At 52.7% G+C, this 26,896-nt stretch carries 21 protein-coding genes; 7 read left to right on the top strand and 14 right to left on the bottom strand.

Features of this window, described 5'->3' with window-relative positions; all coding sequences use genetic code 11:
- Window positions 1-49: 49 nt before the first annotated feature.
- The 10 genes from B3007_RS06345 to aroQ all read right to left on the bottom strand — a co-directional run bounded on the left by B3007_RS06345 (window position 50) and on the right by aroQ (window position 12,038).
- Window positions 50-286 carry a hypothetical protein gene (locus B3007_RS06345; protein ID WP_068439701.1) on the bottom strand — a complete coding sequence of 79 codons (237 nt, stop codon included), beginning with the start codon at window positions 284-286 and terminating at the stop codon, window positions 50-52.
- A 162-nt stretch (window positions 287-448) separates the two neighbouring features.
- Window positions 449-1,096 carry a 2-polyprenyl-3-methyl-6-methoxy-1,4-benzoquinone monooxygenase gene (coq7, locus tag B3007_RS06340; RefSeq protein ID WP_068439699.1) on the bottom strand — a complete coding sequence of 216 codons (648 nt, stop codon included), beginning with the start codon at window positions 1,094-1,096 and terminating at the stop codon, window positions 449-451.
- Between the two features lie 66 nt (window positions 1,097-1,162).
- The gene (locus B3007_RS06335; RefSeq protein ID WP_297533989.1) at window positions 1,163-3,493 is read right to left on the bottom strand and encodes a response regulator; all 2,331 of its coding nucleotides are present in this window, start codon (window positions 3,491-3,493) and stop codon (window positions 1,163-1,165) included.
- Between the two features lie 105 nt (window positions 3,494-3,598).
- On the bottom strand, window positions 3,599-4,891 hold the full coding sequence (gene purD, locus B3007_RS06330; RefSeq protein WP_301378020.1) for a phosphoribosylamine--glycine ligase: 1,293 nt from the start codon (window positions 4,889-4,891) through the stop codon (window positions 3,599-3,601).
- A gap of 355 nt (window positions 4,892-5,246) precedes the next feature.
- Window positions 5,247-6,848, bottom strand: a complete 1,602-nt coding sequence (purH, locus tag B3007_RS06325) for a bifunctional phosphoribosylaminoimidazolecarboxamide formyltransferase/IMP cyclohydrolase (protein WP_068440107.1) — start codon at window positions 6,846-6,848, stop codon at window positions 5,247-5,249.
- A 74-nt stretch (window positions 6,849-6,922) separates the two neighbouring features.
- The gene (gene fis, locus B3007_RS06320; protein WP_068439928.1) at window positions 6,923-7,237 is read right to left on the bottom strand and encodes a DNA-binding transcriptional regulator Fis; all 315 of its coding nucleotides are present in this window, start codon (window positions 7,235-7,237) and stop codon (window positions 6,923-6,925) included.
- Window positions 7,234-8,220 (bottom strand): tRNA dihydrouridine synthase DusB, encoded by a 987-nt coding sequence (gene dusB / locus B3007_RS06315; RefSeq protein WP_076515153.1) that lies wholly within the window; start codon window positions 8,218-8,220, stop codon window positions 7,234-7,236. The genes fis and dusB overlap by 4 nt, the downstream gene beginning before the upstream one ends.
- 118 nt (window positions 8,221-8,338) lie before the next feature.
- On the bottom strand, window positions 8,339-10,702 hold the full coding sequence (locus B3007_RS06310; RefSeq protein WP_301378021.1) for a DUF3426 domain-containing protein: 2,364 nt from the start codon (window positions 10,700-10,702) through the stop codon (window positions 8,339-8,341).
- 2 nt (window positions 10,703-10,704) lie between these two features.
- Window positions 10,705-11,595, bottom strand: a complete 891-nt coding sequence (gene prmA, locus B3007_RS06305) for a 50S ribosomal protein L11 methyltransferase (protein WP_301378022.1) — start codon at window positions 11,593-11,595, stop codon at window positions 10,705-10,707.
- Window positions 11,596-11,597: 2 nt separating this feature from the next.
- Window positions 11,598-12,038 carry a type II 3-dehydroquinate dehydratase gene (gene aroQ, locus B3007_RS06300; RefSeq protein WP_068443942.1) on the bottom strand — a complete coding sequence of 147 codons (441 nt, stop codon included), beginning with the start codon at window positions 12,036-12,038 and terminating at the stop codon, window positions 11,598-11,600.
- Window positions 12,039-12,219: 181 nt separating this feature from the next.
- Here aroQ and B3007_RS06295 point away from each other — a divergent pair, with 181 nt between their 5' ends.
- The 5 genes from B3007_RS06295 to B3007_RS06275 all read left to right on the top strand — a co-directional run bounded on the left by B3007_RS06295 (window position 12,220) and on the right by B3007_RS06275 (window position 19,923).
- Window positions 12,220-12,897, top strand: coding sequence for a transglutaminase-like cysteine peptidase (locus B3007_RS06295; protein ID WP_068442666.1), 678 nt, complete (start codon window positions 12,220-12,222; stop codon window positions 12,895-12,897).
- 4 nt (window positions 12,898-12,901) lie between these two features.
- Complete coding sequence (locus tag B3007_RS06290; RefSeq protein ID WP_076515151.1) at window positions 12,902-14,881, top strand: EAL domain-containing protein; 1,980 nt, start codon at window positions 12,902-12,904, stop codon at window positions 14,879-14,881.
- Window positions 14,882-15,002: 121 nt separating this feature from the next.
- Window positions 15,003-15,431: a copper chaperone PCu(A)C gene (locus tag B3007_RS06285; protein ID WP_297533992.1), complete on the top strand. Its 429-nt coding sequence runs from the start codon at window positions 15,003-15,005 to the stop codon at window positions 15,429-15,431.
- A 142-nt stretch (window positions 15,432-15,573) separates the two neighbouring features.
- On the top strand, window positions 15,574-16,248 hold the full coding sequence (locus B3007_RS06280) for a c-type cytochrome (RefSeq protein WP_297533993.1): 675 nt from the start codon (window positions 15,574-15,576) through the stop codon (window positions 16,246-16,248).
- Between the two features lie 45 nt (window positions 16,249-16,293).
- Window positions 16,294-19,923 (top strand): hydantoinase B/oxoprolinase family protein, encoded by a 3,630-nt coding sequence (locus B3007_RS06275; RefSeq protein WP_301378023.1) that lies wholly within the window; start codon window positions 16,294-16,296, stop codon window positions 19,921-19,923.
- Here the strand turns inward: B3007_RS06275 and B3007_RS06270 are convergent.
- The 3 genes from B3007_RS06270 to B3007_RS06260 all read right to left on the bottom strand — a co-directional run bounded on the left by B3007_RS06270 (window position 19,920) and on the right by B3007_RS06260 (window position 22,314).
- Entirely contained in the window at window positions 19,920-20,426 is a 507-nt protein-coding gene (locus B3007_RS06270) for a hypothetical protein (RefSeq protein ID WP_301378024.1), read from the bottom strand. The two genes, B3007_RS06275 and B3007_RS06270, sit on opposite strands and share 4 nt — an antisense overlap.
- A gap of 100 nt (window positions 20,427-20,526) precedes the next feature.
- Window positions 20,527-21,030, bottom strand: a complete 504-nt coding sequence (locus B3007_RS06265) for a hypothetical protein (protein ID WP_076515147.1) — start codon at window positions 21,028-21,030, stop codon at window positions 20,527-20,529.
- Window positions 21,031-21,033: 3 nt separating this feature from the next.
- On the bottom strand, window positions 21,034-22,314 hold the full coding sequence (locus B3007_RS06260) for an NADH:flavin oxidoreductase/NADH oxidase family protein (RefSeq protein WP_301378025.1): 1,281 nt from the start codon (window positions 22,312-22,314) through the stop codon (window positions 21,034-21,036).
- A 217-nt stretch (window positions 22,315-22,531) separates the two neighbouring features.
- On the opposite strand from B3007_RS06260, the gene B3007_RS06255 reads away from it, so the two are divergent.
- Window positions 22,532-24,469, top strand: coding sequence for a transglycosylase SLT domain-containing protein (locus B3007_RS06255; RefSeq protein ID WP_301378026.1), 1,938 nt, complete (start codon window positions 22,532-22,534; stop codon window positions 24,467-24,469).
- A 106-nt stretch (window positions 24,470-24,575) separates the two neighbouring features.
- Window positions 24,576-24,896, top strand: coding sequence for a Grx4 family monothiol glutaredoxin (gene grxD, locus B3007_RS06250; protein WP_068435309.1), 321 nt, complete (start codon window positions 24,576-24,578; stop codon window positions 24,894-24,896).
- Between the two features lie 132 nt (window positions 24,897-25,028).
- On the opposite strand, the gene B3007_RS06245 is transcribed toward grxD, so the two are convergent.
- Window positions 25,029-26,834, bottom strand: coding sequence for a TonB-dependent receptor domain-containing protein (locus tag B3007_RS06245; protein WP_301378027.1), 1,806 nt, complete (start codon window positions 26,832-26,834; stop codon window positions 25,029-25,031).
- Between the last annotated feature and the right edge of the window lie 62 nt (window positions 26,835-26,896).

Genomic DNA, 26,896 nt, shown 5'->3' with positions numbered 1-26,896 from the left:
AGCTTGTGGTTTGTTTTACTTTAAGCAGAGCGGGTATAAAAAAAGTTGCTTATTCTTCGTCCCGTTCGAGAAATGCGAAGCTCATAAAACTACTGAAAAAGAATATGCCAAGAATCGCAGCAACATTTTCTGCGGCTAACATAAATACACCACTGATAATCCAGCCTGTTTTTACCTGCTCCAGGCGTCTGCGATAGGTTTCAGTTCTGGTCCACTCAATGTCTGGGTGATTCTCAGGTAGTTTATAAAAACGGCGGATCTTACTGATGAGGTTGAACGATGGCATATCTGTCTCCCGCTTGTCTCTTTTCAGATTAGGCCCACTTTTCAGAGTAGGCCATATGACAAGTGTTTACAGAAGAGATACCTCTTTACAGCGATTTGTTCTATAAAAGGGGGAACGATAGATGCCCCACTTCTGAACCAAAGTGGGGCAGGAGGGCGGGGCTCAGATGCGGTATGTGGCTTTTGTCATCACTTTTGAGAGCGCAGTCATTCCCATTTTTACGGGCAAAGGAAAGCGCTTTCCGCCAGCTTCAATGGCCGTTGTCGCATGTTTCGCTTCGTCTTCAAGCATCTGTAGTAGTACAGCTTTACTCTTTTCGTCTTGTGTCGGCAGGGACGTCATGTGTTTGCTCAGATGGCTACAGACCTGCTCTTCTGTGGCGGCGACGAAGCCCAGACTTACCTTATCGCTGATCTTACCCGCGATTGCACCGATGCCGAATGACAGTGCGTAGAACGCAGGGTTGAGGCGGCTGGTGTGGCTGCCAAGATCTTTGATACGTTCTTCACACCAGACCAGGTGGTCGATTTCTTCTTCGGCCGCTTCTTCCATTGCTTCGCGCACTTCAGGCAGTTTCGCTGTCAGGGCCTGACCCTGATACAGCGCCTGTGCACAGACTTCACCGGTATGGTTAATGCGCATCAATCCGGCCGCGTGCTGTCGTTCCTGCTCTGACAGTTCACTGTATTCACGGCTCTGCGCTGGTGAAGCGCGCTCGGCAGTTGCGGCACCGGGTACCAGTGTGCGGAGCGCCTGATCGGCATTGGTGATGAGTTTATCGAACAGAGAAAATTGTCTTCTGGCGGTCATGAAGGTCACCTTCTTGAAATCTGGTAACCATTTTACCCTATTGAACGTAGAGCTGCATGATGCAGGTCAGTAGGCCGGTGTGCGCCGTTTCTGAAGGATCGCGAGGGCTTCGCGCAGGCGATTACCGCTGGCTGGCTTGGCGATCACATAGTCGATACCGGCGGCGGAGGCACTGCGTTCGACACTGTTGGTGCTGAGTCCGGTCAGCATCAGGTTGGCGGGCTTACGGCGAATTTCTTCATCTGAGTGAATACGCTCTGCCAGCTGAAGGCCCGACATCACCGGCATATCGTGATCAATGATAACGATATCGTAAGGTGTTCCGTTGCGGTGTTCTGTCCTCAGCATGGCCAGGGCTTCTTTGCCGCTGTAGGTGCTGTCGGAGTTCACTCCCCAGCGTTTCAGCTGTTTTTCGATGACTGAACGCAGCGTAGCGTTGTCATCAACGATGAGTACATTCAGGCCCTTCAGAGAGGAGTCCTGCTCTTTCTGTGAGAGGTCTTCACTGGTGTCGGTCTGCATCGGCAGGAAGAGGGTAACTGAGCCGCCCTGGCTGCTCAGGCTTTCGATATCCAACGTGCCGCGCATGTGGCGTATAAGACCCCTGACAACCGTTAGATTCCAGGTGTGTGGGTCGTTGCCATCGACTTTCGTGTTGCCCGGTTGCAGCATGCGGAACAGAGACTCGAGTTCCTGCTGTTTGATGACCGTACCACTGATCTGCAGCTGCAGGCGCAGGCCTTGTGCTTGTTCACCACAGTAGTAAGAGGCATACACGGTCAGGGCACCGTGCTCGGTGTATGCCAGAGTGCGTGACAGCAGATTGTAATAGACGGAAAGCAGGCGGTTGCGGTCACACAGCAGGCGCTCAGGAAAATTGTCAGACAGGTCGAGAATCAACTCAACCTGTTTACGCGCGGCTTCCTGCTGGAAGTGTCCGAGTGTGCGGTTAAGAAGATTGATGACCCGAACGGGTTTGATATCAAGAAACACTTCACGGGCTTTCAGTTTGCCGAGGTCTGAAAGTTCATTTACCAGTACCAGCAAATCGGTACCCGCCATCTTGATGGTCTCAAGGTGGTCGCGTTGTGTGATCGATAGCGGCGTGTCAGTGAGCAGCTCGCTCATGCCAATCACGCCGTTGATCGGGGTTCTGAGCTCATGGCTGATCTGCCCCATGGTCTCAGGCGGAATCCCCGGCTGACCGCTGATTTCGCGATGGCTGTGTTTGGCGCTGATGGCCAGTTGTGAAAAGAACAGGCCCGCAGCCGCTGCCAGAGGTAACAGAAACACCAACACCTGCTCGGTCACTGGCATATTGATTAAGTTCATTTTGTGCATGAGTGTGATCACCATCCCCAGAGTGATCACGATGGCCGCACTGCGCAGATATACATGACACTCCGGATACTTACTGCGATATACCGTGGTCACAAAAATGGTGAGCAGCTGAGCAAAGGTCGTGGTGGTGTACAGCATGGTTTCGGTCAGATAGCTGGGCGTAACAACATCGCTGAGCAGAATGCCGACCTGGGCTGCGATGTTCAGTTTGATAAGTGCGCGTATCCAGACCTGCCGCCACTTGAGCTTTAAGAGGGCCAGCAATTGGGCGATGAGTATTCCACCTACTGAGTAGGTTTCGATACAACCGTTTGGCAGGTAGACATTGATCGGGAGGTCGAAACTGATGCCTACACTGGCGGGCACAAAGAACATGACTGACGTTGAGCCGAGAACTCCAGCGGCGCGAATACCTTTATCACCGCGGGCAAAGGCGAACAGAAAATACAGTAAAACCAGAGATACCAACCCAAGGAGCGCCCCGGTCAACAGGTTACTGATACGCTCTACAAGGTTGAACTGATCCAGGCTTTTGAGGGCGATGCGGGTTGCCATTATGGCATCAGTTTCGAGGCGGATCAGATAACTGTTTGTGGCCTTACTCTCTACATTCAGGCTGAAAACGTGTGCCTGACTTAACGACCCCTGGGGTTGAGGTGCATTCAGCTCCAGCGGACGTTCAGTGTCAGAGATATTGAAGATACGCACCGAGTCGATTCGTGAGTTCGACAGGGTCAGTATGGTGTCCATTTCCTGAGCGAATGGATTTAAGACTGACATTCTTATCCAGACGACTCCGGAGTTAACTCCGCGTTTCAGGGATATCGTGTGCGTTGGGGTGAAGCTGAGTTGTCGGTCACTGGCCAGTATCTGAGGCAGAGTCAGAGAAGCCGATTTGTCCTCATAGAAAGACGTATAGGGTGTAATGGACTGACTGAAAGAACCCTCGGGCAGAATAATTGGGCCAAGCGCATAAGCACGCAGAGCGACCAGTAACAACATGACCGGCAGAACCAGAACCCGGAAAATACGATGGAAGAATTGTTGAGCGGTCATTACTGCAGTGATCCCTCACTATAGAGCGTGGCGTTTAACCAGCCAGACAGGCATTAGCGATAAGACCGGGCCAGCACGTTGCTGGCCCGGCTTGGGTAGTCGGCGTTAGCCGTTCTCTTGTTCACGCGCTACTGCACGGTAACCGATATCAGAGCGGCAGAACATGCCTTCCCATGAGACCAGTTTCACCAACTCGTAAGCTTGTGCCTGAGCTTCGCTGACGCTAGTACCCAGAGCGGTTGCACAGAGTACGCGACCGCCAGCTGTCACTACTTCGCCTTTGTCGTTCAGCTTAGTGCCGGCATGGAAAACTTTGCGGTCTGCGCCGTCGTTTTCTGGTAGAGAGATGACATCACCTTTCGGGTAGTCCGCTGGGTAGCCTGCGGCTGCCAGAACCACACCCAGTGCAGGACGTGGGTCCCACTTGGCAGTTTCTGAATCCAGCTTGCCTTCCAGAGCGGCCAGACAGTGGGCCACCATATCGGACTGCATACGCAGCATGATTGGCTGAGTTTCTGGATCACCGAAACGGCAATTGTATTCGATCACCTTAGGCGCACCAGACTCGTCGATCATCAGACCAGCGTACAGGAAACCTGTGTAGTCGTTGCCTTCAGCGGCCATGCCTTCAACGGTCGGCATGATGACTTCTTTCATGATGCGGGCATCAATTTCTGGTGTGACGACAGGCGCTGGAGAATAGGCACCCATACCACCGGTGTTCGGGCCAGTATCTTTATCGCCAACGCGTTTGTGGTCCTGGCTGGTGGCCATTGGCAGCACGTTTTTGCCATCGACCATCACAATGAAAGACGCTTCTTCGCCAGCGAGGAACTCTTCGATTACAACACGGCAGCCTGCATCACCAAAGGCGTTGCCAGACAGCATGTCTTTCACAGCCTCTTCAGCCTGCTCAAGAGTTTCGGCAACGATCACGCCTTTACCCGCAGCAAGCCCGTCGGCTTTAACCACGATAGGCGCGCCTTTTTCTCGCAGGTAAGCCAGTGCTGGCTCAACGTCGGTGAAGTTCTGGTATTCCGCCGTAGGAATCTGGTGGCGTGCCAGGAAATCTTTGGTGAAGGCTTTGGAACCTTCCAGCTGCGCAGCACCTTTTTTAGGGCCAAAGATTTTCAGGCCCGCGGCTTCAAACTGATCAACCACGCCATCGACTAACGGAGCTTCTGGGCCAACAATGGTCAGGCCTACTTCGTTTTCTTTAGCGAAGCTTTCGAGCGCATCGAAGTCCAATACGTCGATGGCGATGTTCTCGATGTTTTCTTCGATGGCTGAACCAGCGTTGCCCGGAGCAACGAATACTTTCTCAACCAGTGGGGATTGTAACGCCTTCCAGGCCAGAGCATGTTCACGACCACCGGCCCCTATAACCAAAATTTTCATAGCTGACTTCTCTTATTGCGGGTCTGAAACGCTCCTGAGCGGTGTTAAAACCTTCGTCAAAATGCTCATGTACTAAAGTACACTCCGCTTTTTCCTCAGGTTTTGCCTTGCTCAGAAACCTTTCATCTCCCGGGGCTACAACGCCCAATTCTTTTCAACGCGACAGCGAATTAAATTCGTTGTCGCAAAATTTTTATTTCGCACCGCTCTAACTTTTGCGTTATCTACGGTGTAGAAGCGTCACGAGCGCAGGTCTGGCAAGGCAAAAAGGTTTGAGGGAGCGGAGTGTAGTTCACCTACATGAGCATCCCGAAAACCTTTTTAACACCGCCAGGCCAAGCGCAGTAGCTCCGAATTAGTGACGGAAGTGACGCATTCCTGTAAACACCATAGCGATGCCTGCCTCGTCGGCAGCCGCAATCACTTCTTCGTCACGGATCGAACCGCCAGGCTGAATAATCGCTTTAATACCGGCTTTGGCCGCATTATCGATACCGTCGCGGAACGGGAAGAAGGCATCAGATGCCATGACCGCACCTTCAACCTGCAGACCTGCGTGCTCTGCTTTAATTGCAGCGATACGTGCAGAGTTTACGCGGCTCATCTGGCCAGCGCCTACACCAACAGTCTGACGGTCTTTTGCGTAGATGATGGCGTTTGATTTAACGAACTTAGCGACTTTCCAGGCGAAAATCAGGTCGTTGAGTTCGGCTTCACTTGGTGCACGCTTAGTCACGACTTTCAGGTCGTCTTTGGTGATCATGCCGTTATCACGGTCCTGAACCAGCAGGCCGCCATTTACGCGCTTGTAGTCGAAACCTTCAACGCGTTCCGCAGACCATTCGCCGCACTCAAGCAGACGAACGTTCTTCTTCGCTTCTACCACGGCGATAGCTTCGGCAGAGACTTTTGGTGCGATGATGACTTCAACAAACTGACGATCAACGATGGCTTGTGCCGTTTCGCCATCGAGTTCACGGTTGAAGGCAATGATGCCACCGAAAGCTGATTCGCTGTCGGTTGCGTAAGCCAGATCGTAGGCTTTGCGGATACCGCCTTCATCATCAGGTACAACAGCTACACCACATGGGTTCGCGTGTTTAACGATGACACAGGCGGGTTTAGTGAATGACTTAACGCATTCCAGGGCCGCATCAGTGTCAGCAACGTTGTTGTAAGACAGCTCTTTGCCCTGAATCTGCTTGGCAGTAGCGATGGATGCTTCCGCTGGGTTGGCTTCTACATAGAAGGCCGCTTTCTGGTGTGGGTTCTCACCGTAACGCATGTCCTGCGTTTTAATGAACTGGCTGTTGAATGTACGCGGGAAGGCGTCACGCTCATCAACGCTCAGTACTTCAGCTGTCTGGTCGATGGTGCCCAGGTAGTTTGCAATCATGCCGTCATAAGCTGCTGTGTGTTCGAAGGCTTTCAGTGCCAGGTCGAAACGCAGTTTGGCCGTCAGGCCCTGGTGAGCATTGATTTCCTGCAGTACCTGATCGTAATCAGAGGCGTTTACGACGATACCAACGTGGGCGTTGTTCTTCGCTGCTGAACGCACCATGGTCGGACCACCGATATCGATGTTTTCAATCGCCAGGGGCAGGTCGCAATCAGGGCGGGCAACAGTCGCTGCAAACGGGTAGAGGTTCACAACCACCAGATCAATCGGGTTGATGTGGTGCTCGTGCATGACTTCATCATCCTGACCGCGACGACCAAGAATGCCACCGTGAATTTTTGGATGCAGTGTTTTTACACGGCCGTCCATCATTTCAGGAAATTCTGTGTAGTCTGACACTTCAACGGCCGGGATATTGTTATCAACCAGCAGTTTGTAAGTACCGCCCGTTGACAGGATTTCTACACCTGCCTGAGTCAGTGCGTAAGCGAATTCTACGATTCCGGTTTTGTCAGAAACGCTGATAAGGGCGCGTCGGATTTGTGTGATTTCAGTCATTGTCATCTTAACTAGTCGGGAAGTGAAAACGGCTGAGTATCTCAGCCGTCTGAAAACCTTTTATTGGGTGCTGCTCAGAGCATGCCGTATTGCTTGAGTTTCTTACGCAGTGTGCCGCGGTTGAGGCCCAGCACGATGGACGCTTTGGTCTGGTTGTCGCGGGTGTAACGCATAACAGTTTCCAGAAGCGGCGCTTCAACTTCTGCCAGAACCATTTCGTAGAGTTCAGATACTGGCTGGCCGTCCATAGCATCAAAATAATTCTTGAGCGCGATCTCTACGCTCTCACGCAGCGTGTGTGTGGAGTCTGCGATGGTGGTGAAATGGTTCTCGGAGTTCGCTGGTTCTGTCACTGGTTCAACCTGTCTGATAATTGCTTCTGAGCTCATGCTGCTGCTTCCTTCCTTAACGATGGGTCCCGGAAATACTCCGCAATGGATTCCATCTGTGCGGTGGGACTGTCTAATTGATTAAACTTTTTCCGGAAACTGTTACCCGGCTGGCTTTTCAGGTACCAGCTGACATGTTTCCGTGCGATGCGTACCCCTAAGTACTCACCGTAAAAATCGTAGAGAGAAACCAGATGACGCTGGAGGATGGTTTCTACCTCGTGCAGGTCTGGCGCTGCGAGTTCATTGCCGGTGTTCAGGAAATGAACGACTTCTCTGAAAATCCAGGGTTGCCCCTGAGCGGCGCGGCCGATCAATACGCCGTCGGCGCCGGTGTATTGCATGACTTCGGCGGCCTTGCGGGCATTGGTGATATCGCCGTTTGCGAACACAGGTAACGAGGTGCTCGCTTTAACATCACGAATGGTGTCGTATTCAACGGTGTTGGCGTAGCCACACGCGCGCGTACGTCCGTGGACCGCAAGCGATACTATGCCTGCGGCTTCGGCAATCTCGGCGATGCGTACCGCATTGCGGGAGTCAGGGCTCCAGCCAGTGCGGATTTTCAGGCTCACTGGTACGTCGACGGCTTCTACCGTGGCCTGCAATATATCTTTCACCAGAGCTTCATCGCGCAGTAATGCGGAGCCCGCAGCCTTATTGCACACTTTCTTCGCCGGACAGCCCATATTGATGTCGATGATCTGAGCACCGTTCTCAACATTGAAGCGGGCGCTGTTGGCCATGATTTCCGGATCACCACCGACGATCTGAACTGCAATCGGTTCCGGCTCACCCGTATGATCCAGGCGCAGCTTTGACTTACGCGTATTGCGCAGTTCAGGCTTGCCAGAGACCATTTCACCCACAACCAGTCCAGCGCCCAGTTCTCTGCAGAGCTGGCGGAACGGGCGGTCGGTGACTCCCGCCATAGGAGCCAGAACCACGGGGTTCGGTAGCGTGTAAGGGCCAATTGAGGGCATAGAAGACGGTGGCCTTCTGGTTAAAAAGTGTGCTGAAAAAGAGGCGCTATGATACTCCCAACCCCTTTGTGAATAAAGGGAAAACTGCGCATATTTTGCGCAATTTCAGCATTGACTTTTACTGGTTGGGGCGTATGTAAATCTGGCGACTGACGGCCTCAGGGCCCGGGTTAATGACTTCGATTGCTATGTGAACCGGCACGCGGGAAGGCATCAGGTCACCGGGCATGACGTCACCCGCGAGGTACTCTTCGGGAGAGAAGGTGCGCTGGGCAACAATGCGATCATTGAGGTCGCGGAACTCGAGCTCAAGATCAGGGTAAGGCTGTGCATATCCCGCGCTGTTGGTCAGCAGAGTATCGATGACTAGCGCATCGGCAATACTGCGGTGCGGGTTGAATACTGTGTTTGCAGCGCGAATCAGGCTAGTGTCCTGAATCCCCGGCAGTGTGCATCCGGCAAGGTCACAGACAGCGGAGTAGAGTGGGCGCAGCTGATCATTTTTAGCCAGGGTGTCCATGCGGAACCAGCCGACCTGTGCAACCGCGATCAAAATCATAACGACCGCTGCAAAAGACCAGAGCCCGGTATAGCTGCCTGGTTTCTGCTGTTGTTCAAGTTTCAGTGGGTCCAGTTCGGCTGTTGGTATATCGAGACTGATTCCCTGGCTGAAGTTCAGATTTCCATCAAGGGTTTCGGTTTCGTGCTGCGCTTCTGAGACGTTGGCGAACGTGGTGTCGCTTTCACGCTGTGTTGACGGGCTTTCGGGGAAGCCCGCTTCCGGATAGGCGATTTCTTCGACGAACGGCTCAGGCCCTGCGGGCAGATCCTCGTCAGAATCGTCTACATAGCTATCGAAGTAATCGTCTGTGTAGCTGTCATCCGCGAGTGCAGCGCCCATCGTATCTGCAGAACTTGTCTCTTTTGCAGATTGCTTGCCACTGTTACTGTCGTGGATATCAGTAAAAGAAAACTCTTCGCCCTGCTCGAAGGCCTCAATGGTATCCAGGTCTGGTGCTGTGAGGTCGTCTTTAGCTTCAGTTGTCGCTGGCTCCTGATTGATCAGTTCCAGCGCCCATTTGTCTTCATACTGGCTATCATCGTGCTCTTCGGGTGTAGAAGCGAGAATATCCGAGTAATCGTCTGATACCAGATCTTCGAGGTTGTTGAGCAGGCTGTCGTCGGTCTCTGTCGGAGATTTCTCGTCTTCACCGATCAGGTCAGCAAGGGTGTCACCCGGCTCCATATCATCATGGATAAGGAAATCGTCGTCATCGTCTTCCGGGGCGGGATCAGCCTCTTGGGTTGCCGGCGTTTCGTCATTGGTAAGATCGCTGATCAGCAGGTCATCGTCACTGGCGTTCTCCAACAGCTCATCCAGTGAAGTGTTGTCGTCGCTGGCTTCTGCAACGGCATCATCGAGCAGACTGGCAAAGTCGTCGTCTGAGTTCTCGGGTGCACCAGAAATAAAGTCGATCGGTGCAGGGTCATTATCCTGTTCAGGGATGAAAGGCACTTCTTGTTCTGGCACACCAGGTACTTCAGCAGGTTCGGTCGCTGGAATATTCGCAGGCGGTGCTGGTGGCAGTTCCTCTGGTACTTCAACGTCAGGCAGCGGAACTTCATCCGGTATCTGCTCGGGTGCTTCGTCCGGTAGCTCCGGCTCTGCGGGTTCTCCCTGAGGGAACTCTATTCCTGGAGAATCGTTATCGGGCAGATCAATCTCTGGTGTATCCGTCGATGGTAGCGGCGATTCTTCCGGGGTGTCGGTCGGCAGATCAGGCTCATCTGCTGCGATAATGTCTTCGATGACGTCCGGTATATCGTCAGAGGTTGCATCGGAGTCATCTAATACGCTGCTGACATCAAACGCTGTGATGTCGTCAGTTACAAACGGTTTGGTGTCTTCAGTGGGAAATTCGTCAGGCTGGCGCTCGTCTTCGTCATTATTTCTGCGGTCGTTGTCTTTGGAGGGCGCGTGAATAATGCCGTCGTCCGAAATCAGCATAGAGCCTTCAAGATCGAGCTCGTCGTCGGTGGTGTCTTCGTGATCTTCTTCTGAAAGATCAATCAGATGGTTTGCAACCGCAGACTTCTGTTGTGCCGCCCGGGATGGAGACAGGGGTTCGAATTCGAAAATCTTAGCCGTAGGCTGCTCTGGCTCTGGCTCTGGCTCTGGCTCTGGCTCTGGCTCGTCGTCGGCAAAGGTAAACGCGAACGATTGCGGGGCAGGCTTTTCTTCAGTTGTTGTCTCTTCGGCGTCTTCGCTGACTATGTCAGATACCGTTTCGGTCGCAGCGTCTTCGCTTTCAGCAGCGTTTTGTGCTCCTTCGCGCTCACCAACAAAGTAGTCGGTGGCGTTAAACACCTGCAGGCAGGAACCACAACGGACAAAGCCGTTAGCTGCTTCCAGCTGCTCATCGCCAACCCGGAAGCTGGTCTGACAATGAGGACAACGGGTTACCTGCGTAAACAACATCATTTTCAGCGTTTTTTCCCTGTAAGTACGACCCAGTCGCCTTCTTGCTCCGGTGCGTTCATATCAAACCACTGGCCGTAGCACTGACTGATGGTTTCGGCTTGCTCTGCCAGCAGACCTGAGAGGGCGAGTTTACCACCACTACGTGTCAGCCCGGCAATGGTTGGCGCTAATTGCTCAAGCGGACCAGCCAATATGTTTGCGACCATAATATCGGCCTGCAGTTCAGGCGTATTCTCTGGCAGATATATTTCATATTGGTCACGACTGATCCCATTGCGGTTAGCGTTGTCTTCTGTCGCTAACAGCGCTTGTGGATCAATATCGGTACCTGCCATATGGCGTGCGCCCAGTAGCAGAGCTGCGATGCCCAGAATCCCGCTGCCGCAGCCAAAGTCGACAACCAGCTCTCCGCCTTCCACTTCACGATCCAGAAACTTCAGACACAGTGATGTGGTTGGGTGGGTGCCGGTACCAAAAGCCAGGCCTGGGTCGAGCATAAGGTTGACCGCATCTTTCTGAGGAGGTTCTTTCCAGCTTGGACACACCCAGAGTCGCTCACCGAACTGCATCGGATGGTAATTATCCATCCATTCGCGAACCCAGTCTTTGTCTTCGAGGATCTCGATCTTGTGGCGCGGCAGCTCAGTTTTTGCTTTCAGAGAGAACACGGTGTTCAGTTCTGCACTCAGCTCAGCCGGGTCTCGTGTCGCTTCGAACAGGCCGATGACGCAGGTTTCATCCCAGACGGGTGTAGTGCCCAGTTCGGGTTCAAGAATTGGCTGATCTGCGTCGTCTTTGAGGGTAACGGACAGCGAGCCGCATTCCATCAGAGTGTCTTCAACTTTGCTGACGAGCTCGCTGTGGGTATGAATTCGGATCTGGATCCAGGACATGGTTAAGCGTTTACCTGTGTGATTGCAGCCTGAAGCGCCAGCTCGTAACCCTGTACGCCCAGTCCGCAGATGACGCCCTGAGCGATGTCCGACAGATAGGAGTGCTGACGGAATGGCTCACGCGCGTGCACATTAGAGATGTGAACTTCGATAAAGGGGATCGCAACGCCAGCGAGTGCATCGCGAATCGCCACGCTGGTATGAGTGAAGGCACCGGGATTGATGAGAATAAAGCAGGTGTCGTCGTCGCGTGCAGCATGAATCCGGTCGATGAGGATGTGCTCGGCATTGCTCTGCAGCTGTTCCAGCTCATGTCCTGCGGCTTTTGCTATTGGCCCCAGTGTTTGCTCTATGTCTGCAAGCGTGGTCGAGCCATAAATATGTGGCTCGCGGGTGCCGAGAAGGTTCAGGTTTGGCCCTTGCAGAAGGAGTATGCGTGACATGGTTGTATCCAGATGCGTGTGTTTCTGCTGCGAGTTTGCCGAAAAAGCGCCGCAGCGTCCAGCGGGTGGGCATTGAGCGGCCGATTGCCGGCGAAAATGCTGGGAACGTCTATAGTTTATACAGCCCCTGATTCTGGTCTGTTGGGCATCCACTGTTCACCTGAGTCTGGCATTACTGTTAATGAAGCTGAAACGTCTGACAATCGCCTTGTCCGGAAAGCTTTTCTGGAGTTCGCTGCTGATATCAGCAACGCTGGTGGCAGACGTGAACCAGTGGGTTCCTGAGGACTTGGTTGCGCGTGCTGAAAAAGAATATGACTACAGTGCTGGTCGCCGAATAGAAGACTGGCGCCGTATGATGGAGCGGGTAGCGAATTACCCAGAAGACAGAAAACTTGAAGAGGTGAACTACTTCTTCAACAAGCGTGTACCTTTTTATAACGATGATAAGCACTGGGGCAAGATCGACTACTGGGCGACGCCCTACGAGGCATTGGGTACTAATGGCGGTGATTGCGAGGATTACGTCATTGCCAAATATTACACCCTGTCCAAGATCGGAATCGACGTCTCAAAACTGCGTATTACCTATGTTAAGGCCGTGCGACTGAATCAGGCACACATGGTGCTGACGTATTTCCCCACCCCGGATGCGATCCCTCTGGTGCTTGATAATCTGATTAATCAGATACGCCCGGCCAGTAAACGCCCGGATCTCGATCCGGTTTACAGCTTCAATGCGAATGGAATGTGGCTCGACAAGATGAAGGGGCAGGGGATACTGTTGGGAGACCCCAACAAACTCGATTTGTGGACGGACCTGCGTGTCCGGATGAATAACCTAGGTATGGACTTATAAGCTCATGACACTCAGACAACAATTCTCTCTACTCGCCAGTCTGCTGGTCGTCGTGTTGCTGGCAGGAAACCTGGTCGTTACCGTGATCAACGGGCGAGACTACTTTGAGCAACAACTCAACGGGCGTGCGTACGACGCGGCTACCTCGCTGGCGTTGTCTATGTCGCAGATTGATGCGGAAGACTCGGTGCAACAGACTCGCCTGATGGACGTACTGTTTGATCGTGGCTTCTTCGAAGACATTACTTTCGCCCGGACCGACGGTGAAACTCTGCATCGCCGTGCACGCGAAGCGTTCAGCAGCGGCGGTGCGCCCGAATGGTTCCAGAAACTGGTACCGCTTGAGCTTATTCCGGCCGAAGCCGATGTTACCCGTGGCTGGCAGCGCCTCGGGACTGTGACTGTGATCAGTCATGCAGACTTTGCGTATCGTGACCTGTGGAACATGATCAGCGCAGAAATGATCTGGTTTGCCTGGGTACTTCTGATTGCTCTGGTGGCACTGCAACTGCTGTTGCGGCTGTTGTTCCGGTCACTCGTGCGCGTAGAGAAACAGGCGCTGGCAATATCTGAACGTGATCTTCAGGTACAGGAAAACATACCGCGCGCGCGTGAACTGCGTCGCGTCGTGGAAGCCATGAATAAGATGGTACGTAAGCTTCAGGCGATTTTTGCCGAACAGGCAGAAATGACCGAGCGCCTGCGCGAAGAGTCATACCTCGATGCGCCGACTGGCCTGCTTAACCGTCGGGGCTTTGATCAGCAGTTTGGTCACATTCTTTCACGCGATGATGAACACAGTGGTGTGCTTGTCATTATGCAGATTCAGAACTTTACTGAATTCAACCTGAATGCCGGTCGTCAGGCCGGTGATGATCTTCTGGCTTTGTTGGGTAAGTCGCTTGAGCAATGGCGAACAGATTATCCGCACAGTCTGCTGGGCCGTCGCGCTGGTGCTGATTTCTCTCTGTTTGTGCCTTGTGCCGATCGTACGCAGGCCGACGATATTGTGCAGCAGGCGTTCAGTCTGATGAGCGTGTCGGCCCTGTCTCAACGAAATGAGCTCTGTTTCCACATGGGCGCCGTGTTCCTGCAAGGGGATCAGGATGATCCTGTGGATGCCTTCAGCCGCGCTGATGCTGCATTACGTCAGGCGCAGCGTCAGCCGACCGCTAAGTATCAGTTATACCAGCGTAGTGATTCTGAGTTTGATGAATGGACCGCCGGTGAGTGGCGTACCTTGTTGAATACCGTGCTCGAAGAGCAGAGTATTCAGCTGCAATACCTGCCTGTTATTTCTAACCACGATCAGAAACTGCTCCAGGTAGAGGTTTTCAGTCGTGTCAGCTGGCAAGGGCAGACGTTATCTGCGGCCCGCTTCTGGCCGATGGTTGAACAGCATCGACTGGCCGCGCGTTTCGACCTGGTAGTGATCGAGAAAGTGTTTCACTCAATGGATGACCTCGATAAAGACGCCGAGCCGGTTCGCTTCTGCATCAACCTGTCGCCTGCCTCGGTGCTGGATGAGAGTTTTCATCAGTCTTTGGCGGAGCTTCTTGCACGTTATCCTCAGCAGGCCCGCCGTATCGCGCTTGAGGTACCTGAGTTTGCTCTGTATTCCGCAGAACACGCGATAGCCCGACTTGCACTTAAGCTTCAGCCGTTTGGTGTTGATGTGGGTATTGATCAGGTCGGTACCGGTACTATGGCGTTCGCGTACCTGCAGCGCTTACCTCTGGCGTATGTTCGTATTGATGGGAGCTTTAACCGGGGTGTTCACCTGGCTCAGGATCATAAGTTCTACATCCAGAGTATGGTACAGATTGCCCATAACCTGGATCTGTTGGTGCTCGCGGAAGGGCTGGAAGAGGCACCAGACGTCAATGCAGTTCGCCAGACTGGTGTCGATGGTCTGGGTGGTTACTACTTCACCCGACCTCTCGACAGCCTGGAAGATGCCGTGAGCTGGCGCCCAACAGTGTGACCTTCAGTCATCTGTGCGACAATCTGCCGCTCTGAAAACTGAAGCAAATGCCGTATCCTGATGCACCTTCTGCCCCGTGCGGGCAGAAAGGTGATATTGGTTGCAATTAAGGCTGTCTGCTATGAAATTCTGTCTGAAACGTGTGTGTGGATCTGTTCTCCTCACCGTTGCTTCATTTTCCGCTACGGCGGAGTCTGTACTTGTCCACGATCCTTATGTTCGTGAACCCGTTCCGGGTCGGAGCATGAGTGCAGCCTTTATGACACTGACTAACACCAGTGATCAAGCACAGCGGCTGGTGTCGGTCTCTGCTCCGTGGGCCAGCTCGATAGAGATCCACACTCACCTGCATGAAAACGGTGTTATGAAAATGCGTCAGATCGAATCGCTCGAAGTACCGGCAGGCGAGAGCGTAACTCTGGAGCCAGGTGGTCTTCATCTGATGTTATTCGGCTTGAAAACGCCGCTGAAAAGCGAACTGCCTATGACCTTTTGTTTCGATAACTCAGAGTGCGTAGCACACACAGCACGTTTAATTTCTCCGATGTGAAACAGCTTTCGTAAATACTGATCTGAATCAGTTTTCAGCGAGAAATAGACACTCAGGTATTATTTGCCGCTGGCCATAAGCTGGCGGCCTTGAGTATGGTCGGCGCTTACGATCGTTATGCCGGAAAGAGTTGTCATTCTCTATGAATATTCGTTTTATCAATTTCAGCCTTTGTGTTTTGTCTTTGTTGTTGCTGACGCCTTTTTCAGCCACGGCGACTGCGGAAACGCTGGCAGTAAAAGATCCGGAACATACGACTGAGTTGCTGCAGCGGTTTGATAACATCGTTGCCGACCCAGAGGCCCGCCAGAAGGCCAATGCAGAAGGGCAGGAGCGCGCGCAGTTCTGCTTTCGTTGCCATGGCAAAAACGGTAACTCTGTACGTGATTACGTGCCGAATCTCGCCAGCCAGAACCCTGCTTATCTTTTTACTCAGTTTGAGAAATTCGCCTCAGGCACACGTAAAAACTACGTGATGAGTAAACTGGCAGAAATTCTGAGCGCCGACGAGCGTGTCGCGGTGGCCGTGTACTTTTCAGATAAGCCAGTGATTCCTCGTGATAACCGGCCCGAGCCCGACATGAAGGGCCAGCAGGTATATCAATCGCTTTGTTTTGCCTGTCATGGTGATAAGGGACACGGCAGTCATACGTATCCCCGCATTGCGGGTCAGCCCTATGAATTTCTTGAGAAAACACTGCTGAAATTCAAGCAGGGTGACGAGTCGAGAAAGAACTCTCCGATGACTGCCGTCGTCGGAAATCTGAGCGATGAAGATCTCAGGGCCGTCGCACGCTGGGTTGCGAATATGCCCTGATGGTATCATCCGCGCTGTTTAAGAATTTCAGGGGCAGCGCGGATCATGGCATCAGCTTCACAGCAGACACATTGGCAGTTCTGGGTCGACCGGGGCGGTACCTTCACCGATATTGTCGCGTTGACGCCAGATCAGCAGGTGCTGACGTATAAACTCCTGTCAGAGAATCCTGATCATTATGCAGACGCTGCCGTTGAAGGGATTCAGCGTCTTCAGGCTCGCCATCCGGATTTACCGACCGATATTTCGTCAGTGCGTATGGGCACGACTGTCGCGACCAACGCTCTGCTTGAGCGCAAAGGAGAGCCGACGGTTCTTTTGATCAGTAAGGGGCTTCGGGATCAGCTGGATATTGGCTATCAGACCCGCCCGGATATTTTCGCGACCCATATTGATTTGCCTGATCCTCTCTATGACCGTGTGTATGAAGTACCTGAACGGGTTCGCGCGGATGGAACAGTGGAATATGCGCTGGATGAAGAGGCCACTCTGGTTCAGCTTCAGGAAGCCTATGATCAAGGCTTCCGGTGCGTTGCCGTTGTTCTTATGCATGCGTATCGCCACCCAGCGCATGAGAAACGCATACGGGAAATAGCCCAGCACATTGGTTTCTCACAGATCTCACTCAGTCATGAAGTCAGCCCTCTGGTGAAAATTGTCCCGCGTGGTCAGACAACGGTCGCGGATGCTTATCTTTCGCCTATTCTGCGGCGCTATGTCAATCAGGTCGCCGACGCTTTGTCAGCTTCTCAGACCGTGGATCTGGAGTTTATGCAGTCCAACGGCGGTCTCGCCAAAGCCGATTTATTTCAGGGGCGGGATGCCATTCTGTCCGGGCCTGCAGGTGGTGTTGTCGGCATGGTGCGAACCGCCGAGGCGGATGGTTTTGATCGTATTGTCGGGTTTGATATGGGTGGCACGTCCACCGATGTCAGTCACTACGCCGGAACGCTTGAGCGGGAAACCGAAACCGTTGTGAGCGGTATACGTTTACGCGTCCCTATGATGAATATTCATACGGTCGCAGCCGGCGGTGGCTCTATCGTTCGCTTTGCTGATGGCCGGTTACAGGTAGGCCCGGAGTCGGCCGGTGCTTACCCAGGCCCCGCCTGTTATCGTAACGGTGGCCCGCTGACAGTGACCGACTGCAACCTGTTACTTGGCCGGGTAACCCCAGAGTTCTTTCCGTCCGTGTTTGGCCCCCAGCAAAATCAGCTGCTGGATCTGAAGACAGTGCAGGATAAGTTCGCGGCATTGTCAGCGCAGGTCGCTGATGCGACAGGACAAGCCTGGACGTCAGAGCAGTTGGCTGAAGGTTTCCTCAATATCGCTGTAGAAAATATGGCGGCAGCGGTGAAGAAAATATCTGTGCAGCGTGGATACGATGTTCAGGATTACGTACTCAGTGCGTTTGGCGGAGCAGGTGGTCAGCACGCGTGTGCCGTTGCCGCAGCTTTAGGAATCAGCAAGGTATACCTGCATCCGATGGCAGGGGTTTTATCGGCCTACGGTATTGGCATCGCCGATCAGCGCTGGCTGGGTGAAGAGGCGGTTGAGAAAGAATTGTCTGTGGCTGAAACAGAACTTAATACTCGTGTGAGAAAGCTTTTAGCAACGAGTCCGTTGGACGGCGACTACACAGTACGTGTTTACCTAAGGTACGAAGGCTCGGATACGCCACTACTGGTCGATTGGCAAAATGCGGTGGAGGCTAAAAAGGCGTTTGAAATACAGCACAAACAATTGTTTGGGTTCATATATCCAGAAAAAGCGCTACTACTTGATGCGTTGCAAGTAGAGGTCACTGTAAGCGGCGAGACACTGCCTGAAGCTAGCTTACCTGACGTATCTGTAGATGACGTAAAAACCCGCAACGCGATTCAGTTATACGTTCAGGGAAGTTGGCATCAGGTCGATGTTTATGATCGATCCGACTTACCTGAAGGCTATAAAGGCTTCGGCCCATTATTGTTGACTGATCAGAACTCAACACACTTTATTGAACCGGGTTGGCACCTTGAAGTGCTCGCAAGCGGCGCGCTTGTTCTTGAAAAACGAATCAACGAAAAAGCAGTTCAGGAAGAGGCGATTAACGCGCCTGAAATTAAGAAAACTGCAGCAAACTACGACCCAGTGACGCTTGAGATATTTAATCACCTGTTTATGTCAGTCGCTGAACAAATGGGTTTTGTCCTCGAAAAAACAGCCAGCAGCGTGAACATTAAAGAGCGTCTGGATTTTTCGTGCGCTGTCTTTGATCGTCAGGGCGAGCTGGTGGCCAATGCACCACATATTCCCGTTCATTTGGGTTCCATGAGTGAAAGTATTCATGTCGTGATGCGTGAGCATAAAGATATGCAGCCGGGTGATGCCTTCGTATTAAATACCCCATACAACGGTGGTACTCACTTGCCGGACGTGACTGTGGTGAAACCCGTATTTATTGACCAGAGTGAATGCGCTGATTTTTTCGTCGCGGCACGCGGTCACCATGCTGATATTGGAGGCATTACACCGGGCTCTATGCCCGCTTACAGTCAGCATATCGAAGAGGAAGGTGTACTGTTAGATAACCTGGTGCTTATGCGAAGCGGAGTATTCCAGGAGTCTGCACTTCGTGAAGTACTTTTATCTGCAAAATATCCAGCCCGTAACCCGGATCAGAATATTGCCGATCTGATGGCTCAGCTGGCGGCCTGCGAAAAAGGCGCAGAAGAACTGAAGCGACTTTGTCAGCAGTATGGAGCAGCGATGGTTCATTCCTACATGATCTATGTGCAGGACAACGCTGAACAGACATTGCGGGATTGCCTGGCTGATTTGCCATCGGGAAGTTTCAGCTATGACATGGACGATGGGACGCGCTTTAAAGTCTCGGTCGATGTTGATAATAAAAATCGCACCGCATTGATTGATTTTAAAGGCACCGGATATCGCAAAGGCCAGCCAATGCACCCTGGCAACTTTAATGCACCGACGTCGGTGGTTAAGGCGGCTGTTCTCTACAGTTTCCGCGTACTCGTTAATAAGCAGATGCCTCTGAATGCAGGTTTTTTCCGACCATTGGACATCAGAGTACCTGACGCGTCGATTATTGCGCCGGAATATCCGGCTGCTGTGGTATCTGGCAACGTCGAGACGGCTCAATACCTGGTGGATTGTTTAATGGGGGCGCTTGGTTTGATGGCTGGCGGGCAGGGAACCAATAATAATTTTACGTTTGGTAATGACCGTTACCAGTATTACGAAACCTTATGTGGTGGTGCGGGAGCAACGGCGGACGGGCGAGGAGCAAATGCAGTGCATACGCATATGACCAACTCCCGACTTACAGACCCTGAAATTCTGGAGCAGCGTTATCCTGTAATACTGGACGTATTTCATGTTCGCCAGCTAAGTGGCGGTCGCGGAGATCATGCTGGTGGAAATGGCGTTGAGCGTCATATTCGCTTCCTTGAACCCATGACGGCCAACATCATCAGTGGCCATCGTTCGGTGCCTACGTTTGCATTGAATGGTGCTGGTGAAGGCAAAACCGGTGTCAATTTCGTACTACGTCATACTGGCCAGATAGACTGGCTCGAAGGTTGCGCCGCGATGGACGTAGCGGCGGGCGATACCTTTTGTATCCATACACCGGGTGGTGGTGGTTGGAATAGCCAAAGCAGTTCTTAACGTGACCCGCGGCAGGTTTCCGGCACTTGGGCGGCGACGAAGTAGTAGCCTTGCCAAATCTGTTTTTCGCCTTTGAACGCAAAGAACTGCACAGCCTGATTGCTGTAACAGGCGCGGAATTTAATGCCACGTGTGGAATAGCCTTTGATGCTGGCGACTGCCAGCTCAGGGAGCTCTTCTGCGTTCACGTAGTAAAAAGTAGCATCGGTTAGTTGGTTTACGAAGCGGCGGTCTTTTTGCAGGGGCTTACACTGCTCGGACGAGGTGGCTCTTGAAATAACGGTTATCGAGCGGCTATGTTCCTGATCAGAGACCTGGTGCAGAGTGAACTCATCGCCTATTTTCAGATTTTCGTTGTGGATGGCGAGGCAGCTGCCAGTTACCCAGCCAAGCTTTTCGGCCACCTCGTTTTTGCGTTCAGGAGAAACGGTGACACAGCCCGAAAGAAGCGCGCTGAGTAGAGCAGTGATAAGTAGAGCGGTGGTCACAACCTGGCGTGGCATAGCGAATCCATAGCGACTTGAAACAGGCTACCCACTATACAGTAATTAACCTGGCAGTAGAGAGCACGACGTTGTAAAACGCTACGGCGTTCGGGCGAGGTTAAATCGCCCGGATAACCTCGAGAAAGGTCTCTGGTTCGGGGCGTACACGATAGTTATCTGTTTCATGGGTCCAGACAACAGTTCCTTGTTTGTCGGTGAGCGTGAATGCTGGCAGAGGCTTGCCCACCGTGAGCGACTCGCTCTTCAGGCGGCCGTAGCGGGAGTACCAGTAGACGTATAAAAGAAAACCTACGTAGCTGATCAGGGCTAGGCTCAGTGGAAGCCAGCTGTCGCCTGATGAGCCCCACGCAGTCAGAGCGACGCCAGCGGCAATCGGCACATGGGCCTCGGGCAGATCTGCACTGGTGCGCGCCATCACGGGTTTGACCATTAAAAATCCGATAACGAGAGCCATAGGCGCGGCCGATAAGAGCACGCCAGCCCACGTCAGAACATCATGACCTTGTAACAGTTGCCAGGCTGCATAGGCTGCGATCACAGAAGCAACGGCCAGATAAATAGAAACGTAAGCGGCTTTTAAGCGGTTGAGCAGTACTTTCATCGGTCAGGCCCGTAGACGACCAACGCGGTTGAACAGGCCACGGTAGGTCATCAGCCAGAGTACGTCGATCAATGACCAGAAGCCCTGATCCTGACGACGTGGTGCTTTTCCTTTGCCCATACGATGCAACTGGCGTTCGTACCAGGAGACTTCCATCAGAGCCATTTTGTCGATCATTTTGACACCGGTTTTGATAGGACGCACCACGCTGGTGAAATCTTCACCGCTCAGAATACGTTTTACCAGATCGGGTTCAACGCACAGTGGACGACCCAGGCCGACGAGATCGCATGCGCCAGATTCTACGGCAGCGGCCATGCCTTCTGATGTGCGGAAGCCTCCGGTGACCATCAAAGGGACATCGACCTTACTGCGTAGCATTTCAGCAAACTCAAGGAAGTAGGCTTCGCGCAGCTTGGTAGATTCTTTTACTGGCTCGTCTTTACCCAGTTTTTTATTGTGATGCTCGCTGCCCTGAGCCATCGCGGGTGTTTCGTAAGTGCCGCCTGAAATTTCAATCAGATCAATGCCGAGCTCAGCGAGGGTGGTTGCAACGGTCGCTGCATCATTCTCATCAAAGCCACCACGTTGAAAGTCTGCGGAGTTCATTTTAATGCCGATGCTGAAATCTTTTCCTGTCGCATCACGCATCGCTTTGTAGACTTCGACAACAAAGCGCATACGGTTTTCTATCGAGCCGCCCCAGTGGTCTTCACGTTGGTTATGGTGAGGGGACAGAAACTGGCTGACCAGGTAACCATGTGCGCCGTGAATCTGAACGCCGTCGAACCCGGCTTGTTTGGCTAGTGCAGCGGCATTAGCGAAGCGCTTGATGCAATCCTGAATGTCGTCTTCGGTCATCGCTCGCGGCGTACCGAAGAAGGCCTGCATCTCTTTGCGAAATGGAATGGCACTCGGTGACATCGGATCTTTATTAAGCATCTTCGGTGTCTGCTTCCCTGGATGGTTGAGCTGCATCCAGACAAGGCCTCCCTGAGATTTGGCGGCCGCGGCCCAGGCTTTGAGCATATCCATATCGCGATCGTCTTCCAGAACGACATTGTTAGGCTCACCCAGGTGACGACGGTCGATCATAACGTTGCCGGTAAAGCTCAGGCCGGTACCACCTTCGGCCCAGCGCTGGTAGAGTTTCGGTAGTGCTTTGGTCACACGCAGGTCGACGCTACCCAGAGTTTCACTTAAAGCAGATTTCGCGAAACGATTCGGTACAACACTGCCGTTTGGAAGCGTAAGTGGCTGTCCGAGGGTCTGGCTGGCGTTCATGGTTGGCTCCTGTGAATGACCAAGTTGAGAAACAGCCTGCACTATACGGTGAAGAGAACTGTAAATTGGTGTTATTTTGAGCCAAACTCCGGTAGTGTCAGTAACAGAAAGTAACCAGCGGTGCGGGTTGTGCCAGATTACCATTGGTATTGTGTCTTTCTGGAATATAAGAACTAACCTGTACAGACAATCTCTTTTCGGGGTCTTTGCGAAGCCGATGAGTAAAACGTATCTGCAAGTTGTCACTGGCCTGTTTCTGGGGCTACTCAGTATCACTGCGTCTGCGTTATCGGATGCGGAGTTCAGAACGTCTCTGGAAGCTGCTCGTCAGGGGCAGTGGAATAAGGTTTCTGAGAACGCATCGGATCATGTGCTCGCCCCTTATATTGAATACCATCGTATCAAGCGTAACCTGCCTGATGTATCTGCTGCGGATGTCAGAGCCTACGCTACTGAAAATGCGGATTCGCCTCTTTCACGCTGGATTGTACGCCATGCAACACTGACCTACGGTGCTGCCCGTAAATGGGACGAAGTTCTTTCTCTGAATGAATACGCACCGGCTGATGCCCCGGGGCGCTGCATTTATTACCGGGCGAAACTGATTAAAGATCAGGCGGCAGCTTTCGATGGCGGTCGTCAGTTGTGGCTTAGCGGAAGCTCGCGCCCTGAGCAATGCGATGACCTGTTCAAAGCCATGCTGAGCCGTGGCGAAATTAATGAGCAGGCGATCTGGCAGCGCGCTGTTCTGGCACTGCAGGCTGGTAACCGAAGCTTATCTGATTACCTGCTGCGTAAGTTGCCAGCAGAATGGAAGGTTGCCTCAAGTACTTTTCGCCAGTTGCGTTCGTCACCAGAGAGGCTCCTGACGCTGGATAAAACCTTTCCTGACGGCGTAGAGCGCAGTGATATGGGATACGCAGTGCTTGCTTATCTGGTGCGTCGCAAACCCGCGGACGTTGCCGAGCTTTATCCGCAACTGTCCGAAGCGGGAGTGCTGAGTGAAGCGCAGCTCGCGCGCCTCGGGAATATGTTAGCTGCCCGCAGTTACAAGTTCGATGCGGAGGAGCGTCCTGATATCGTCGACCAGCTCCTGTCCGACCTGGGCGATGGCAACCTTATTGGCCCCGTACTTCGTGAAGCGATCGCCCAGTCTGACTGGGACGCCGTGCTGGCCTGGACTGATAAAGTGCAGGGCAGTGAAAGAGAATCTGGATACCACATGTACTGGCGTGGTCGCGCACTGGAAGCGCTTGGGCAATCTGAAGCTGCTCATCACGCCTACACGAAAGCCGCCTCGGCCCGCGAATTTTATGGCTTTCTTGCAGCAGAAAAACTCGCTCTGCCTTATGAGCTGAAACAGACAAAGACCAGTCTGCAGGAAGGGCAGCTCGAAGCCGTTGCTGATTCACCAGCTATTGCCCGTATTCGTGCTCTCTGGGCTATCGGTGAAGAAGGGCTGGCGGCCGATGAATGGAATTTCACTCTGCTGCGTCATCCTTCTGATACGCCTGTGTATGCCGAGCTGGCGAAGCAGAATGGCTGGCCAGCATTGGCAGTGCAGGCGACGATTTCAGGACGCCACTGGAACTTGCTGGAGCATCGCTTCCCGCTGGCGTATCAGGATGAGTTCAGCCGTTGGGCAGAAGAGTATGACCTCGACCCTTCCTTGTTGATGTCAATCGCCCGGCGAGAGAGCGCCTTCAACCCTCATGCCCGCTCTCCTGTTGGTGCGCGCGGTCTGATGCAGATCATGCCGGCGACCGCGAAGCAGGTAGCCAGAGAGAAGAATCTGGTTTTACATGACGTCAATGAAGACCTGATGGACTATCGCACCAACATCCCGCTGGGCAGTTACTATGTTCGCTCTCTACTGGAGCGTTATCAGGGGAACCTGATTGCAGCTCTGGCCGGCTACAATGCTGGCCCACACAAGGTCGATCGCTGGCTGAAAGACGCGCCGGTGGCTTACGACCAGTTCATTGAAAGCATCCCGTATCGTGAGACCCGTGACTACGTCAAAGCCGTACTTGCATACCGCGTTATTTTCAGCAGTTTGAAAGGCAAAGAAGTAACGGCGGTCCTTGATCCTGACGAGCGTGTGTTTGCACAGCAGTTGTCGCAGGCTGAGACCTCCATCCCGGCCCGCAACTGATCTGGTGCCTGATCTGCGCTGGCAACTTCATACCTGAGCATCATGGTCGGGATTATGGTAGACTGCCGCCAGTTTCAGTTAATACGAACAGTGAGAGACAGACGCTATGGATATCATGCAGGTCATTAAAGATCAGATCGAAAACAACGACATCCTTCTGTACATGAAAGGTTCACCGAACCAGCCACTGTGTGGCTTCTCTGCCCGCACCGTACAAGCGGTTATGGATTGCGGTCAGAAGTTTGCGTACGTTGATGTGCTGTCTAACCAGGACATTCGTGCGAACCTGCCTAAATACGGCAACTGGCCGACTTTCCCGCAGCTGTGGGTAAAAGGTGAGCTGATCGGTGGTTGTGACATCGTCACTGAAATGTACGAAAAAGGTGAGCTGAAGACTCTGCTTGAAGAAGCGGCACCAGCTGAGTAAACACCGCTTACAGAGCCGGATATTTGATCCGGTATACGTAACGCAAATAAGCCCGCTTGATGCGGGCTTTTTTGTTTCTGGAATCCAAATCTAAACTAAATACCCGGGCGGACTGCCCGGGCGCTCATTGGATCAGAAACTATAGCGTCCAGTGAGCTGAGCATAGCGTCCCTGTGCTTCATAACCAGGTACAGTTTCGTACTCTCGATCGGTCAGGTTCTCGATGCGAGCAGTCAAACTGAAGTCCTGGAAAGCCTCCCAGGTTGCACTGAGGTTGAGCAGAACGAACGGAGCGATATAGCCGCCGGATCTCGATGGTGCCTGGCCTCGGTACTGGCTCTCAAGTGCACTCGATAGCTTGCCCGAAGTCCAACGTACATTGAGCTTGGTTGCACGAATTGGACGACGCTCAATCAGATTTCCAGTGTCTTGATTCCGAGCTTCGGTCCACTCTTGAATCAGCTCACTGTTCCACGCGTCATCCCAGTTCTGAGCCCAGGTTACGCTCGCAAAATTAACGTAGCTTTCACCTAGGTTAACTGGATAAAACGCACTGTTTGATACGATCTGATTGTTAAACAGGCTGCGCTGACCACTCACTGTGACAGAACCGCCAGCTGCAAAATTATCGTATGCGGCTGTGTAATCGACCGACCAGATGCGTGATGTTTCCGCCTTCAGATCTTCGTTTGAGTAATCGCCGAAGTCGCTTGCTGGATAGTAGAGGTCGTTAAACGTAGGAGCGCGGAAGGCTGTAGCCTGTCCGAAAGCCAGTTCCTGGTTGTCGGTCAGATAGAAGGCAACAGAGGTGTTAAACGAGCGGAAGCGGCCGTAGTTGCTGTTGTCGTCGATGCGAGCGCCAATTTCAGCGGCCAAGCTATCGCTGCTGTAACGAACTCCAAGTAATCCGCCATGGTTGCGCTCGTTGTCTGTGTCGTACTCAACAGGACGCGTGAGTAGTTTAACCAAGCGAGTATCAGCAGCAGCCAGCAGGCTGACATGTTCAGTCAGACCAATAAGGGCCGTGATTTCTGCAACATCTTTGCGGCTACCAAACAACTGAGCATCGCCGCTGCGAGTAACACCGTTACCGTAGTTCCAGCTACGATCGTAGCCTCGACCGGCTCTGGCATTCAGCAGCAGGCCGTCAGTATTCAATGTGTAGCCGAGGTTCATAGCGCGATTATCGAAGTCGGCTTCGTCAGTACCGCCAAAGCTGTTGTCGTAGTCGTAAGATCCGCGGTTCACCTGAGCATCAAAATTTACGCTCTGCTGTTCCGAGATTGCATAACCGACACCGGCATTCAGACCGTTACGCTCGTAGCCATCGCGATCATTCTCTGTGTCGTTATTAATGTCGTAACCAGCTGAACGATCATGGTTTAAATTCAGGTAGGTGTCGACATCGCCAAACTGGTGACGTGTACGCAGTGAGACAGCTTTCGTCTGGTTGGTGCCAACTGTTGCAGCCACTTCGTTCAGTGAGGTATCGAGACGTGTGATGATATTGATGACACCGGCTTGCGCATCCGCACCATATATAGCACTGCGGCTGCCTTTAATAATTTCGATACGTTCGATCTGCTCCAGCGCAATTAACTGGACTTCTGTGGTACCGGAAGTGGCACTTCCGACACGCTGCCCATTCACCAGAAATAGTACCTGCTTGCCATCGAGACCATTGATATAGAGGTTCGAAGAGTGAGGTACTCCTCCTGTTTTTGAAAACTGGAAGCCAGCTTTGCTCGCCAGTAAAGAGTACAGGTTGTTGGCACCTGACGTCTCTATATCGTCACGATCCACTACAACGATTTGTGCACTATTGATGGAAGGTGCTGCAATGCGGTTAGCGATAGTGACGACATCGTCCAGGGTGTTTTCTGCGTATGACACTGTGGCGGTCATTAGTACGGCCGCAGTAAGGAGTGATTTTTTCATCATGATTCCGAATGGTTTTAATGGGCAACCAGTCGGCGGGAAAGAATAGGCGAAGGAGAGCC

Source organism: Thalassolituus sp. UBA675 (assembly GCF_002297765.1).
Taxonomy (GTDB): Bacteria; Pseudomonadota; Gammaproteobacteria; order Pseudomonadales; family Oceanobacteraceae; genus Thalassolituus.
Note: the sequence above shows the minus strand (reverse complement) of the source record. Positions and strands in the feature narration are given on the sequence as shown.

Coding starts and splice junctions, on each gene's coding strand:
- B3007_RS06345 (WP_068439701.1), bottom strand. CDS start 286: ATGCCATCGTTCAACCTCATCAGTAAGATCCGCCGTTTTTATAAACTA.
- coq7 (WP_068439699.1), bottom strand. CDS start 1,096: ATGACCGCCAGAAGACAATTTTCTCTGTTCGATAAACTCATCACCAAT.
- B3007_RS06335 (WP_297533989.1), bottom strand. CDS start 3,493: ATGACCGCTCAACAATTCTTCCATCGTATTTTCCGGGTTCTGGTTCTG.
- purD (WP_301378020.1), bottom strand. CDS start 4,891: ATGAAAATTTTGGTTATAGGGGCCGGTGGTCGTGAACATGCTCTGGCC.
- purH (WP_068440107.1), bottom strand. CDS start 6,848: ATGACTGAAATCACACAAATCCGACGCGCCCTTATCAGCGTTTCTGAC.
- fis (WP_068439928.1), bottom strand. CDS start 7,237: ATGAGCTCAGAAGCAATTATCAGACAGGTTGAACCAGTGACAGAACCA.
- dusB (WP_076515153.1), bottom strand. CDS start 8,220: ATGCCCTCAATTGGCCCTTACACGCTACCGAACCCCGTGGTTCTGGCT.
- B3007_RS06310 (WP_301378021.1), bottom strand. CDS start 10,702: ATGATGTTGTTTACGCAGGTAACCCGTTGTCCTCATTGTCAGACCAGC.
- prmA (WP_301378022.1), bottom strand. CDS start 11,595: ATGTCCTGGATCCAGATCCGAATTCATACCCACAGCGAGCTCGTCAGC.
- aroQ (WP_068443942.1), bottom strand. CDS start 12,038: ATGTCACGCATACTCCTTCTGCAAGGGCCAAACCTGAACCTTCTCGGC.
- B3007_RS06295 (WP_068442666.1), top strand. CDS start 12,220: ATGAAGCTGAAACGTCTGACAATCGCCTTGTCCGGAAAGCTTTTCTGG.
- B3007_RS06290 (WP_076515151.1), top strand. CDS start 12,902: ATGACACTCAGACAACAATTCTCTCTACTCGCCAGTCTGCTGGTCGTC.
- B3007_RS06285 (WP_297533992.1), top strand. CDS start 15,003: ATGAAATTCTGTCTGAAACGTGTGTGTGGATCTGTTCTCCTCACCGTT.
- B3007_RS06280 (WP_297533993.1), top strand. CDS start 15,574: ATGAATATTCGTTTTATCAATTTCAGCCTTTGTGTTTTGTCTTTGTTG.
- B3007_RS06275 (WP_301378023.1), top strand. CDS start 16,294: ATGGCATCAGCTTCACAGCAGACACATTGGCAGTTCTGGGTCGACCGG.
- B3007_RS06270 (WP_301378024.1), bottom strand. CDS start 20,426: ATGCCACGCCAGGTTGTGACCACCGCTCTACTTATCACTGCTCTACTC.
- B3007_RS06265 (WP_076515147.1), bottom strand. CDS start 21,030: ATGAAAGTACTGCTCAACCGCTTAAAAGCCGCTTACGTTTCTATTTAT.
- B3007_RS06260 (WP_301378025.1), bottom strand. CDS start 22,314: ATGAACGCCAGCCAGACCCTCGGACAGCCACTTACGCTTCCAAACGGC.
- B3007_RS06255 (WP_301378026.1), top strand. CDS start 22,532: ATGAGTAAAACGTATCTGCAAGTTGTCACTGGCCTGTTTCTGGGGCTA.
- grxD (WP_068435309.1), top strand. CDS start 24,576: ATGGATATCATGCAGGTCATTAAAGATCAGATCGAAAACAACGACATC.
- B3007_RS06245 (WP_301378027.1), bottom strand. CDS start 26,834: ATGAAAAAATCACTCCTTACTGCGGCCGTACTAATGACCGCCACAGTG.